This is a genomic window from Desulfocurvibacter africanus subsp. africanus DSM 2603, from assembly GCF_000422545.1.
In the GTDB taxonomy this organism is placed as follows: domain Bacteria; phylum Desulfobacterota; class Desulfovibrionia; order Desulfovibrionales; family Desulfovibrionaceae; genus Desulfocurvibacter; species Desulfocurvibacter africanus.
Genome location: NZ_AULZ01000008.1, coordinates 163,377 through 176,246, shown reverse-complemented (window position 1 = coordinate 176,246; position 12,870 = coordinate 163,377). Strand labels below are relative to the sequence as shown.

General features: G+C 61.1%; 11 protein-coding genes. 7 read left to right on the top strand and 4 right to left on the bottom strand.

The window, feature by feature from the left end; genetic code table 11:
• Nucleotides 1–39: 39 nt before the first annotated feature.
• Nucleotides 40–456 (bottom strand): secondary thiamine-phosphate synthase enzyme YjbQ, encoded by a 417-nt coding sequence (locus H585_RS0106315; RefSeq protein WP_027367203.1) that lies wholly within the window; start codon nucleotides 454–456, stop codon nucleotides 40–42.
• A 180-nt stretch (nucleotides 457–636) separates the two neighbouring features.
• Here H585_RS0106315 and H585_RS0106310 point away from each other — a divergent pair, with 180 nt between their 5' ends.
• Entirely contained in the window at nucleotides 637–1,065 is a 429-nt protein-coding gene (locus H585_RS0106310; protein ID WP_005989124.1) for a hypothetical protein, read from the top strand.
• 86 nt (nucleotides 1,066–1,151) lie between these two features.
• Here the strand turns inward: H585_RS0106310 and H585_RS0106305 are convergent, their stop codons facing one another.
• Complete coding sequence (locus H585_RS0106305; RefSeq protein WP_244432489.1) at nucleotides 1,152–2,342, bottom strand: EAL and HDOD domain-containing protein; 1,191 nt, start codon at nucleotides 2,340–2,342, stop codon at nucleotides 1,152–1,154.
• Between the two features lie 509 nt (nucleotides 2,343–2,851).
• Here H585_RS0106305 and H585_RS0106300 point away from each other — a divergent pair.
• The 3 genes from H585_RS0106300 to H585_RS0106290 all read left to right on the top strand — a co-directional run bounded on the left by H585_RS0106300 (nucleotide 2,852) and on the right by H585_RS0106290 (nucleotide 5,834).
• Complete coding sequence (locus H585_RS0106300) at nucleotides 2,852–4,681, top strand: PAS domain S-box protein (protein WP_027367201.1); 1,830 nt, start codon at nucleotides 2,852–2,854, stop codon at nucleotides 4,679–4,681.
• 80 nt (nucleotides 4,682–4,761) lie between these two features.
• Nucleotides 4,762–5,187, top strand: a complete 426-nt coding sequence (locus H585_RS0106295; protein WP_005989119.1) for a hypothetical protein — start codon at nucleotides 4,762–4,764, stop codon at nucleotides 5,185–5,187.
• A gap of 200 nt (nucleotides 5,188–5,387) precedes the next feature.
• On the top strand, nucleotides 5,388–5,834 hold the full coding sequence (locus tag H585_RS0106290) for an RrF2 family transcriptional regulator (RefSeq protein WP_027367200.1): 447 nt from the start codon (nucleotides 5,388–5,390) through the stop codon (nucleotides 5,832–5,834).
• A gap of 472 nt (nucleotides 5,835–6,306) precedes the next feature.
• On the opposite strand, the gene rfaE2 is transcribed toward H585_RS0106290, so the two are convergent.
• Both rfaE2 and H585_RS0106280 read right to left on the bottom strand, forming a co-directional pair.
• Nucleotides 6,307–6,804, bottom strand: coding sequence for a D-glycero-beta-D-manno-heptose 1-phosphate adenylyltransferase (rfaE2, locus tag H585_RS0106285; protein ID WP_051182970.1), 498 nt, complete (start codon nucleotides 6,802–6,804; stop codon nucleotides 6,307–6,309).
• Nucleotides 6,801–7,622 (bottom strand): YkgJ family cysteine cluster protein, encoded by an 822-nt coding sequence (locus H585_RS0106280; RefSeq protein ID WP_027367198.1) that lies wholly within the window; start codon nucleotides 7,620–7,622, stop codon nucleotides 6,801–6,803. The genes rfaE2 and H585_RS0106280 overlap by 4 nt, the downstream gene beginning before the upstream one ends.
• Before the next feature lie 637 nt (nucleotides 7,623–8,259).
• Between H585_RS0106280 and H585_RS0106275 the strand changes: the two genes are divergently transcribed.
• The 3 genes from H585_RS0106275 (at nucleotide 8,260) to H585_RS0106265 (ending at nucleotide 12,741) form a co-directional block, all read left to right on the top strand.
• The gene (locus H585_RS0106275) at nucleotides 8,260–9,459 is read left to right on the top strand and encodes an ammonium transporter (protein ID WP_027367197.1); all 1,200 of its coding nucleotides are present in this window, start codon (nucleotides 8,260–8,262) and stop codon (nucleotides 9,457–9,459) included.
• A gap of 24 nt (nucleotides 9,460–9,483) precedes the next feature.
• Complete coding sequence (locus H585_RS0106270) at nucleotides 9,484–9,822, top strand: P-II family nitrogen regulator (protein WP_027367196.1); 339 nt, start codon at nucleotides 9,484–9,486, stop codon at nucleotides 9,820–9,822.
• A 96-nt stretch (nucleotides 9,823–9,918) separates the two neighbouring features.
• Complete coding sequence (locus tag H585_RS0106265; protein WP_027367195.1) at nucleotides 9,919–12,741, top strand: [protein-PII] uridylyltransferase family protein; 2,823 nt, start codon at nucleotides 9,919–9,921, stop codon at nucleotides 12,739–12,741.
• Nucleotides 12,742–12,870: the final 129 nt, after the last annotated feature.

Sequence of the window (12,870 nt, the reverse complement as noted above, 5' to 3'; positions counted from 1 at the left end):
GGATCGAAAGATGTTCTCAAGGCCTGCGGCGCGGAAGGATCACTCCCCAATGATCTTCACGAGCACCCGCTTGCGCCGCCTGCCGTCGAATTCGCCGTAGAAGATGCGTTCCCATGTGCCGAAATCGAGTCTGCCGTCCGTGACGGCCACGACCACTTCGCGGCCCATGATCTGCCGTTTCATGTGTGCGTCGGCATTGTCCTCGCCCACGTTGTGGCGGTACTGGGACACGGGCGCGTGCGGCGCGAGCCGCTCAAGCCATGCGTCGTAGTCGTGGTGCAGGCCGGGCTCGTCATCGTTGATGAACACGCTGGCCGTGATGTGCATGGCGTTTACCAGGCAAAGCCCTTCGTGGATGCCGGACTCGCGCAGGCATTGCTCTACCTGCGGCGTTATGTTGATGAAGGCGCGGCGCGTCGGCGCTTCGAGCCACAGCTCTTTGCGGAAGGATATCAAGCCACTATCCCCGGTTGCGGTCGACCTCCTGGTTTCATGGCCCAGGCTGGCCGGAATTGCAAGTTGCAGGACATGGTTAGGGCTTAAAACGGGCCATTCTCGCGACAAACGTTATTTTTTGCTTGCTGAAACCGGCTTTGGCCTTTAACCGATTGGAAAACTCTCGCACGAGGGAGACTCATGCTCCAGACTACAGAAATGGATCTACAAGAGCTCGTCAGAAGCCTGTTCGAGCATTTGGTTGACAGCATAAACGAAGACAATGCTGACTTGGCCTCGCTCGTCGAGCTGGTCAAGGAAGAAGAGGCCGTCTACATCTGGTTCGCTGGCGAGGATGACCGGCACAAGGCCGCACGCTACACGGCCCTGGTGGCCTGGGCCAAGGCCGAGGGGGCGCTGGCTTTCGAGCTGCAGGTAGACGACGCAAAGCCCTTCACGTTCTTCCGCATGACGCCAGGACAGGATCTTGGTCGCTCATTGTATGTCGCTGACCTTGGCGCCATTGACCGCGCTTCGGTCAAGGCCATGTTCGACCTGCTGGCGGCCAAGGGCTACCTGAACGACTTCTTCTACCAGGTGCGCGTGACCACGGCCGTAACCACGGGCTAGCGCAGCACTGCAAGTCATCGCCGCGGCCGGGATTGGCCGCGGCGCACCCTTTCATGCCGCAAGGCAGGTGTTCGGCTACGGGGCTTTCAATGCCGAAGCCCTTCCTGGGTTTCGAAGAATTGTTCGACCCAGATCGAAGACGTGAACACGGCCAGGGCAACCTTGTCGAAATCCAGGCGCAGGAGTTGGAGCAGGTTTTCCAGTTCCGTCCAGTCAGGCTCCTCGAACAGCTCGGCGAGCTGCAGCAGAGGCAGGTACTCTGTCTTGCGGCGGCACAGGGTTCCCTTGAGCCTTTCGTCCAGGGGCAGGTCCGCCAGGATTTGCTTCATGGGCACGCCCAGAATGGTTTCGAGCAGGGAAAAAGCGCCAAGCAGGAACATCTCGCCCGGATCGAAGTGCAGCTCCGGATGCTGCGTGGTCACCAGCTCAAGGAACTTGCCTCTTTGCAGCGATACGAAAAGCAGTTCGCTGTCTTCGTCGTCGGCCAGCATGTCCGTCAACAGCACCATGCGCAACCACGTCCTGACCTTCTTCCAGCCTAGCAGTGTGATGGCCTGCTTGATGGAAGTGATCTTGACCGGCATGGAGAATATGGCCGAGTTGAGGTAGGCGAGCAGGCGCAGGCTTAGGGAAACATCGGCCTGGATGGCGTTGGCCAGGTCGGCGAAGTTGGGATCTCTCTGCTCCATTACCTGGAATATTTGCAGCCGTGAGGCCCTGTGCGGCGAGAGGACCTTGCCTGGAATGATCTCGGGAGTCTTGAAGAAGGCGCCCGTGAACAGGGAGAAGCCCATGTCGCGGTACTCGGCCAAATGCGACTTGTCGGCGACGCCCCTGGCCATGAGCGTGGCGTCGAAGAGCTCCCAGCCCTTGATTCTGCGGCGAACCCCGTCCGGAGATAAGCCCGCGACATCGAGACAGATGATGTCGCTGACCTGCAGCAGGCCCCCGTCGGCTTCCTCGGAACTCACCTCGGCCAAAATGACGTGGCCTTCTTCCTTCAGGCGCTCGATCTCCTTCAGGCCGGCCGCACTCAGAGGTTTGGATGCGGAGATACGGAAGCCGATCTGTACCGGCGGAGCGATGAAGCTGACCGCCTGCAGGAGGAATCGCTCCTGAACGGGCAGGATGGCTCGGGCTCCGCGGTCCAGGATGCGCCGCAGGACATTGCGCCTGTCGCGAGCCTCCTGGAGGCTACCGGTATCCTCGGGCGGCATCTGCAAGGCCGTGCCGGCATGGATCTCTTTCGCTTGCAGGTCGTAGCCCCATATGGACATGCTCTGATCATAGATAGGCTGTCGAATGTAGAAAAGCGCTTTATCGCTCTTTGGTTTTGCCTGCTTTGCGTTCACCTGCATCCTTGGTGCCCTTCCAATATTCCTATTTCTAGGTTGCTTGATTCAATTTGAAGTCCAATTTGCATAACGCAAGGCGTGATGGCGCGCTAGCCCCCGTGGCTGACATGATGCAGGGACATTCGCCACCCTGTGCGGAGCGGAGGCCTGGATATGCATGCCATGGATCATGGACAGCTTGCTTCTCGCATTGACTATCAAAAAACATGCCTTGCGGCAGCTCCTTTGCAGGCTTGGGTTGACCTAGACCACCCTGGGGTGGGATGATGACGCGTGCTCCCATGCGGAGCGCAACAAATATCACAACATGCGCATATCGGCAGGTCAAGGACTGATGGATGGGCGCCCACTGGTCATGGACGGCCGCCGACATTTGTTGTCCCCGGCGGCGCTCATCAGACCAGAGCCGCTAAAAGCAGGCAAAAGCAAGTATGGACAAGGACTTGAAAACCGGCCCCGAACCATGGGCCGCAGATGGCGTAGAGGGCTGCACCGTCTTGGGCGATGCACGGGAACGCCAGCGACTGGCTTTTGAGCTTTGCCCCGAAGCCATGAGCATCAACCGACTGTCGGATGGTGTATATCTCGATGTCAATCAGCGTTTCAGCGAACTGCTCGGTTATGAACGCGATGAGGTGCTCGGCCGGACATCCTTGGGCCTGGACCTCTGGGTGGACTCGGGACAACGCGAGCGTTTTGCGCAGGCCTTGAGGGCCGCGGGCAGACTTGAGGGCTTCGAGGCTTCCCTGCTGCATAGGGATGGTTCCAGTCAGCGAGGGGATATCTCCGCGCGGATCGTCAACCTGGATTGCGAGCCCTGCGTGGTAAGTGTCTTTCGCGAAATGAGCCGTTCTCGGCATGCGGAATCCCAGGTCGGCTCCAACGAGCTTGAGCGCCCTGATGGCGACCGCTCCTACCGCCTGCTGGTGGACAATGCCTTCGAGGGCATCGCGGTTATCCGCGAGGAGCACATTTGCTTCGCTAACCCGCGCTTCTTGCAGATCTGCGGCTACTCTCGCGAGGAACTGGCGCACAAGTCCATTTTCGATTTGATCCATCACGAAGAGCGCGGCAAAATCCTGCTTCGCCACAAACAGCGGCTGAGCGGCGTGCGCATGCCCATGACCTACGATATGCGCGGATTGTGCAAGTCCGGACAGGAAATCTGGCTGTTGGTGAACTCGGAATCCATAGATTGGTGCGGCGGGTCTGCGGTGCTGATCTGCGTTTCGGACATCAGCCGGCAGAAGCTGGCCGAGGAGGCCTTGCGCAAGAGCCAGATGCTCTATCAAGCGATTGTCGAGGATCAGACCGAGTTGGTCTGCCGCTTCTCTCCCGACACCCGCCTGACCTTCATAAACGATGCTTTCGCTCGTTTTTTCGGCTGCGCCAAGGATGAACTCCTGGGTATGCGTTTTCTCGACCTCGTGCCCGAAGCGGATCAGGAAGACCTTAGCGCCTACCTTGCGGGTTTCTGCCGGGAGCGGCCGAGCAACTGTCTGGAGCATTGCGTGTTGTCGACAAACGGCCGCAAAACCTGGCTGCAGCGCTGCGACCGGGCCTTGTTGGATGATGACGGCCAGATAGTCGAGTTCCAGTGCGTGGGCCGAGACACGACCAAGCGCCGGCTCTACGAGGAACAGATCGTCAAGTCCCTGCAAGAAAAGGAAATCCTGCTGCGTGAGATCCATCATCGGGTCAAGAACAACCTGCAGATCATCTCCAGCCTACTGCATTTGCAGGCTGCCACGGATCAAAGCGGCGCCCATCGCGATCTATTCGTCGAGAGCCAGAACCGCATTCTGACCATGGCCCTGGTCCATGAAGAGTTGTACCGCTCCGACGACTTGGCTTCCATCGATCTGCTGGCCTACATGCGCAAGCTCCTGGACCGGCTGCTCAGCGCCATGGGCGACAGGCGCAGGATTCAGGGCATGGTCGACGGCGAAAGCGTGGCCCTGACCATCGACGCGGCCATTCCCAGCGGGCTCATCGTAAATGAACTGGTCACCAATTCCTTCAAACACGCCTTCGGTCAAGACGCGGCCGGGCGGATCTCCATCAGCGTCTCCCGTTCGGGCGAGAGGGCGATCCTGGAAATATCGGATACGGGCCGCGGCCTGCCCGAGGGCTACGATTTTCGGACAGCCAAGTCGCTTGGCCTGCAACTCGTGGTCAGACTGGTCAAGCAGTTGCACGGGAGCATCGAGTTAGTGCCAGGGGCGGGCACACATTTTCGCCTGAACTTTCCGGTGCGTTGATCATCCCTCTCATATCGGTATATCCATTGATCCATGCTGATGCGTTGAATACTCAATATGCGACAGGGTAGGTGTGACACATGACAAGCGAGCAAACCATCGCGGCGGACCTGCAAGCATTTCTGGAGAGCTGGGCTGCCCAGGGTGGCGGGGCCGCCCGCAAGGCCTTGCAGATGATCCTCACGCGTATCGACTTTCTCGGCGATACGGAAATCCAGTACCTGGCCAGGCCGGGCATCAGCCATTCATTGCGCGTGCGGCGTCTGGACCAATCCGTCAGGCCGCTCTTTCTGCTCATGGATGTCGTGGGCGAAGACCCGGCCGAGCGCTGGCTGTCCGTCTGTTTCTATGGCGAAACCGTCAGCGACCCGCAAGAATTGGGTGATTTCGTGCCTGGCGGATTGCTGGGCGAGGATGGCCTCTGTTTCGATGTGGACGGGACAAACCTGGAGTTACTGGAGTATGTTGCCCGCCGCGTGGAAGAAGCCCATTTGGCGGCGGCCTAGCAGCGTTGGATGTAATGGTGGAATACGGAACCCGCCTGCCGAGACAGCCTGCCATGGCGAAAGCGATAATCATGAAGCGTGTAAACTGGCTCGTGCGCAGGTTTGTGAAAAAGGCTTCTTAAGCCACTTGCCAATTCCATACTGTTTTGGTAGGGAATTGGGCCGGACGGAACGAGCCGGTCCTTGAAGGAGAAGTCCCCATGCGCCTTTCGACTCGCAGCCGCTACGGGGCAAGAATGGTCCTGGACATGGCTCTTTACGGCAACGCGGGCCTAGTGCGGCTCTCGGACTTGGCCGTGCGGCTCGATGTATCGGTGAAGTATCTGGAAAAGCTCGTGCGCGAGCTGCAGAAAGCCGGATACGTCTACAGCAAGCGTGGTCCCACTGGTGGGCACGGTCTCGCTCGAGATGTTGCGGAGATTTCCGTGGGCGAGGTGGTCCGGCTGTTGGAAGGCGATCATGCCCTGACCATGTGCGCCCAGGAAGACCAGATCTGCAAGCATGTGGATGATTGCATCATGCGCAAGGTCTGGACCGATGCCAGCGAGGCCATGTTCGCTGCGCTAGACGCGGTTACGTTCGCCGATCTCGTACGCGAGGCCAAGGATAAGCAATTCAGCTGCGATTTCAGCCTCAAGAAGCTGTAGCAGCGAGCCATATCACCGCACGGGCAACCGTGCGGCCGGCCACGGCCGGCAGGGCGTCCCTGTCGGACACGGGTCAAGGAGCGGGTACATCAAGATAGGGGGGATGTACCCGTTTTCTTTTTGTTTGCCTGGCGTCAGCCAGGAAAGAAGCGCGCGGATCTTTTTCGCCCTGGCTACGGCGGCTTGCAACTATACCGGGAGCCAGCTCCTGGCCATTTGAGAGTATTTTGCTTTTGAAAATGCTCTGCAAGCCATGCGTCGGCATGGCTTGCCGCTAGCTTCGGCGTAGGCGCAATTCACTTGCGCCGTCAACGCCGGAGCGAGTGTTTTAAAAGCAATCTGCTCGAATGATGGAATGCAGGGGAATAGTTCTCCTGCCGGTAGTGGTCTGGGAGAGGGAGGCGATCTCTCCCAGTTCAAATACAAGGTGCTTTAACACGGGCTTGCGCTGGCCCTCTCCGGAGCAGGCCGGCTATTCTCCAAGCTGGCAAAGCCGACGGATGAGCCCGGTAGTCGAATAGCCGGGCAGAAGCGGCAGGCTGTGCACGCTGCCGCCGGCGGCCTCCACCACATCCCGGCCCACGATGTTCTCCACGCTCCAGTCCCCGCCCTTGATCAGAACCTTCGGTTGTACGGCCTTGATAAGCTCAAGCGGGGTATCCTCATCAAAGGACACGATATAGTCCACGCACTCCAGACCGGCCAGGACAAAGGCGCGTTCGGCCAAGCGATTCACGGGCCGGGTAGGACCTTTGAGCCGCCGCACGGATTCGTCGGAATTGAGTCCGAGCACGAGCACATCGCCCATGGACCTGGCTCGCTGCAGCAGGTCCACATGTCCGGGATGCAGGATATCGTAGCAGCCGTTGGTGAATACGATGCTCGACACCGGCCGCAAGGGAGCCAGCACGGCGATGATCTCGCTGCGCGAGCGCAGCTTGGGATTGGCGGGAAGACGTAGTGGGCTCATGCTTTCCTCCGCAGGTTCGCGCAGTTGCCGAAAAGCGCCAATTCCAGCCAGTCCATGGCGAAACGCAGGGTTTCTTCCTCGTCTCCCAATATGGCCCGCTTGCGGTCCTCATCCAGATCCAGCCGCTCGAAAATCTTCATATCTTCGATGAACTTGTGGAAGTTGTCCGGCTGATACAGGGCCAGGAATGCCATGTTCGTGTGCCGGTTGGCTATGGGCTGGCCGGTCAGCTTCTGACGGCCCATGATGTCCGTGAGCCGGTCGTTGGAGCGATTGTAGTCCTCCAGGCCCTGATCCGTGAGCCACATCGCGGGGGTCCAGTCTCGCTCTTCCTCGAATCCGCGACAGTGGGCCTCGCGCACCAGGAAAAACTGCTGCTCGATGTTGCCCGAGGAGGTCAGGCGCGTGGCCCGTCCCAAGGGGTAGGTGCGGCAAGCCGCCGGCCGGTGCTCGTACACCGAGCAGCCCTTGGCCGTGACGAAGGGACATGGCTTGCCAGGACCGGTCATCATTCTGAGCTGGAGCAAGGGGAAGCCGGTGTCCGGGGCGACCACGAGCGTGCCTCGGTTGGTGATAAAGGTCCGACTGTCCTCGCCAAGGGCGCGCCGCAGGCGCAGGGCGTCATAGGGCGTTATGGTCAGGGTCAGGTCCCCGCAGCAGGCATTGAAGCAACGCACTCCCGGATGGCAGGCGAAACGGAACGTTTCCTGGAGCCCGATCTCGGGCAGGCTCTCCAAAAAGGCCTGAGTTGCGTCCTGCTCGGATGCGGATCTGGATATAGGGCCAGGCGCGGGGGATTGTGTGGATTTTTCTTGCATGGCGTCTCCTGAAGGCGGCGGTATGCCGTTGTCAAACCGCCTACCACGTGGCTTGCTTTGAGGCAAAAGGCAAGCGCTTTGGCGTCCTGGCTGCGGTGCAGGCAGGGGGCGCTGCCCGGGTATGTCAGCATAGTACATAATTGAAAAACCCGAGACTGGTTGGGAGTGGTCCAGGCACTCCTTGGGATGTAAAAATACGGCAGGGACATTTTCAGGACTCTTTCGCTCCAGTCCGCCGCATAATAAAAGCAGACGAACTGCACGCTTGCGGCGGGAAAATAGCTGCTTTTGAGCTGCATCCTGGGTCTCTCCCATGGGCAGGCTCCCTGTGAATGGGAGCGTTTGAGCGTAAAAAACGGGAGATCCATGGGCTTGGTTCGGCAGAATGTCATGGCTGAGTCGGCATTGAAAAACGATATTAAGATGGCAATTATGTAAATCAAGGTCGAAGCCGCTGATTTGTCTAGGCCTGGAATAGAGGTTAGTCAGGGTTTGCCGGGCTGTTTAGTCACAAATGTAAATTTTTGATGCCGGCTTTTAAGGCAAACGGCTATGGCTTACAATAATGTCCATCATTGGCCCACAAGTTGCTATGCGCACCTGTCGGCATTTACACAAATGACAGGGGAGATGGACAATGAATGCGGCGGATACCTCTTTCGTACTGGTCAGCGCGGCCCTGGTCATGTTCATGACCCCGGGCCTGGCGCTTTTCTATGCTGGCATGGTCCGGGCCAAGAACGTGCTCGGAACCACCATGCAGAGCTTCACCCTGCTCGGGCTGGCCTCCATCGTATGGGCCGTGGCCGGGTACTCGCTTTCCTTCGGATCGGATATCGGCGGGATCATCGGCGGGCTCGACTACCTGTTCCTGAACGGCGTCGGCGGCGAAGCCAACGGACCTGTGGACAACCTGCCCCACGCGGCCTTCATGATCTTCCAGTGCATGTTCGCGGTCATCACGCCCGCGCTCATTACCGGAGCCTTTGCCGAACGCATGCGCTTCGGGGCTTTTCTGGTCTTCTCGACCCTGTGGCTTATCCTGGTCTACAGCCCCATGTGCCACTGGGTCTGGGGCGGCGGTTGGATGGGCAAGATGGGCGCCCTGGACTTCGCCGGCGGCGCGGTGGTGCACATGAGCTCCGCGGCGGCTGCCCTGGCCGGCGCCCTGGTGCTGGGCAAGCGCCGTGGCTTCGGCCGCGAGCCGCTCATGCCGCACAACCTGCCCATGACCATCCTGGGCGCGGGCATTCTCTGGTTCGGCTGGTTCGGCTTCAACGCGGGCTCGGCTCTGGCGGCTAACGGAACCGCGGCAAATGCCTTTGTTGCCACGCACTTGGCCTCGGCCGCAGCGGCCATGAGTTGGATCTTCGTCGAATGGCACCACCGCGGCAAGCCCACGACCCTGGGCGGCGCTTCCGGCGCAGTGGCTGGCCTGGTGGCCATCACCCCGGCCGCCGGCTTCGTGGGGCCCATGGCCGGCATCATCATCGGCGCGGTGGCCGGCGTGCTGTGCTACGGCGGCATCATGCTCAAGGGCAAATTCAAGTACGACGACGCCCTGGACGTTGTGGGCATCCATGGCGTGGGCGGCACCTGGGGCGCATTAGCCACGGGCATCTTCGCGACCATGAACGCCAAAGGCCTCATCGCCGGCAACCCCGGTCAGGTCTGGATACAGATAGTATCCATCGTGGCCACCTGGGCCTTCTGCTTCATCGTGAGCTACATCCTGTTCAAGCTCGTGGACGCCACCATCGGCCTAAGGATAAGCGAGGAAGACGAGGTTCGCGGCCTTGACGTGAGCGAACACAAGGAAGCCGGATACCAGATCTAACCAGCAGCACGCCGGAGCGACATCATGAAAAAGATCGAGATAATCATTCGCCCCTTCAAGCTCGATGAAGTCAAGACCGCCCTCGCCGGCATCGGCATTCAGGGCATGACCGTGACGGAAGTCAAAGGCTTCGGCCGCCAGCGGGGTCATAAAGAGGTCTATCGCGGGGCCGAGTACCAAGTGGATTTCGTGGCCAAGGCCAAGATCGAAGTCGTGGTCGAGGACGCGCTTGTTCCCAGCGTGGTCGATACGGCTTGCAAGGCCGCTCGCACCGGTCAGGTCGGCGACGGCAAGATCTTCGTTTCGCACGTGGATGAAACGGTGCGCATCCGCACCGGAGAGACGGGCGAGGACGCCATTTAGCAGGAATATGCCTTCGGCGACCGGGGGAAATCATTTCCCCCGGACCCCCTGCAGCTTTAAAGTGCAATGCTCAGCCACACATATGCCTAGGCTCCCATGACCGAGTCGACAATGGACTTGGCCTCCGCGAGGCGAAAGATCCTGGACGAGCTGGCCCAAGGCGGCCAAGCCAGCGACGCACCGGCCCGGCTTGCGTTGGCCATGGACGACTACTTTCGGCGGCGGCTGGAGGAGACGCGCGACGATGCGCCTCTCCAGCCGCCTTTCGTCCTGCTGGCCGTGGGCGGCTACGGCCGCCGGCAGCTCTGTCCTGGATCGGACATCGATGTCCTGCTCGTGTACCGGGAAGATCCCGGACCACGGGATGGTCATATCGAACAAATCTTAAGTGATCAGCCCGTCTCGCCTGATGCCCCCACCTGTTCTGATTCCATGACCGGGCCCGACGAGCCCACCGCCATGGAAAGCCTGGCCGGCCACTTATTCCATCCGTTATGGGACCTGCGCCTGGCCGTGGGCCATGGCGTGCGTTCCCTCGAGGAATGTCTGGACCTGGCCGCCGAGGACCCGCAGGTGCTGGCCTCGCTCCTGGATATGCGCCTGATAGCCGGTGACTTGGGTATATTTTGGGAGTTGCGGGAACGCATGCAAAAGGCTTTGGGAAGGGCACTGCCCTCCTCAAACTCCTCCCACCAGGGAGGTCATTTCCAGACATGGACCCCTGAACCCCGTATTTCCGGTCAGCAGGACGAACCGGCTGACCAAGTTTCCCATGAGCTCGCCATGGGCCTTGTTGCGCCGACGCATCGTCGGCGCAACAAGGCCCATACTGCAGGGGGTCCGGGGGGAATGATTCCCCCCGGCCGCCGGAGGCTATTCCAACTCCACATCGACGCCCGCCACTTCGCGGCCTGGCTGGCGCAGAGCGCGCCCGAAGGCGATGCCCCCGGCCTGGAGCCTGACCTGAAGAGCGGGCCGGGCGGCCTGCGCGACGCACATCGCCTGGCTTGGCTGGGTAAGCTCTTTCCGCAGGCCGAGGGCTTCTTCGAGCCGGCAGAACGGCAAGAGCTGGAGGGGCACGCGGAGTTTCTGCTGACCGTGCGCACGCAGTTGCACGCCATTGGCGGCGGCAAAGGCAATGTGCTGCACCAGGAACTGCAACCGGCCGTGGCGGAGCGCATGGGCTTTGACGGCAGTCCCGGCTTGGCCGCCGAGGGCCTGCTGGCTGGGGTGCAGACGGCCATGACTGGCCTGCGCATGGCCCGCGAGGCGCTCCTGGATAGCCTGCTGGGCCATGAAACCCTGCGCCCCGGCTTGTATTCGTCACCGGCCGACTGGCCGGAGCTGGGCTTTCTGCTCTTTTTGCGCATGGCTTTCTCGGGCCAGCCTTTGTCTTGGGAATCCAGGCGGGCAGTACGCCAGGGGCTGGCTCGCGCGCCAGCCACGGTAGCCTCCGCGCCCATGGCCTTGTCTTTTCTGCGTCGCGTTCTGCCCGCGCCTTATGGGGCGGACGCACTGTCCGCCATGCTGGAGACCGGCTTCCTGGCCGTGCTGCTGCCCGAGCTTGGCCAAGCGCAGCATCTCGTGCAGTTCGACGGCCTGCACCAGCATCCCGTGGGCCGGCACAGCATCGAAGCCGTGCGCGAATTGGGTGTGCTAGCCCGCGACCCGCGCCTTGGCGCGCTGCTGGAAGAGTTGAGCGGCGGGCAGCGCGACGCCTTGTTCCTGGCCGGACTGCTGCACGATGCGGGCAAGGGCGGGCCGGACCACGAGGCGCGCGGGGCAGTGCTGGCCCGTGACATGCTCGACCGCCTGGGCGCGCCCAGGTCCATGATAACAGACGTGACTTTTCTAGTGAGTCAGCACCTGTTGTTGCCGGTCACGGCCGTGCGTTCCGACCTTGGCGACGAGGTAGTGTCGGCATCGGTGGCACGCGCGGCCGAAAGCCTTCCGCGTCTGACCATGCTGCACCTGCTGTCCGTGGCCGACTCCAAGGCCACTGGACCACGGGCCTGGAATGGCTGGAAGGCCGCGCTCATGGGCGAATTGTACACCAAGGCCCGCCGGCTGCTGGAGCGCGGCTGGTTGTCCACGTCCGACGCCATGCGCAGGGCCCTGACCACGCGCGACAGGGTACGCGGCCTGGCCAGGGGCGGATATGATCAAACATTCGTGGAAGCTGCTCTGGCGGCCATGCCGCCGCGCTACGTACAGGCGCTCGACGCGGCCACCATTGTCTCGCATTTTCCGCTCGTGCTCGAATTCCGCAAGGAGCTGGAGGATGAACGCCGTCGCGTGCCCCATGGCCGAGGCGGCCTGGGACTGGCGATCGTGCGCGCCAGAAGACTGGAAGGAGCCAAGGCCTGGGAGCTGACCGTGGCGGCCATGAACCAGCCACGTTTCTTTGCCACCATGGCCGGGGTCCTGTCCCTGCACGGCCTGAATATCCTGCATGCGGAGGTGTTCACCTGGAGCGACGGCACGGTGCTGGATATATTTACCTTGGCCGAGCCGCCGGACCGACTGCAACCCCAGGAGGTCTTCGAGCGCGTGCGGCTAGGGATCAAAAATGCCTTGACCGGCAAGCTTAAGCTGGACGAACGGCTGGCCGAGCGTCGTCGTTCGCCGCTCAACCGCTGTCGTACCGGCGCTGCAGCCTGCCCCGAGGTGCGCGTGGACAACGAGGCTTCGGATTTCTACACCGTGCTGGAGGTGCGCGCCGCGGACAGGCCAGGCCGGCTGTACGAATTAGCCATGGCTTTGGACCGCCTTGGCCTGTCCGTGTTCCTGGCCAAGATCGATACCATGGGCGAGCGCGTGGCCGATATCTTCTTCGTGCGCGACGGAGACGGGCAGAAGCTCGACAGGAATTGCGCGGACGAGGTGGCGCAAGCCTTGCGGGACGCGGCTATATCCTGATCGCGAGAAGCGCTGTCTCGACCCTTATCGTGCGCCTTGATGCGCCGGGCAGGGGCTTCCCTTGGCCGGTCCGGCGTGCTAGCAAAACTCCGGTTCCCGCACATATCCACAGTCGATCCGAAGCCAGGA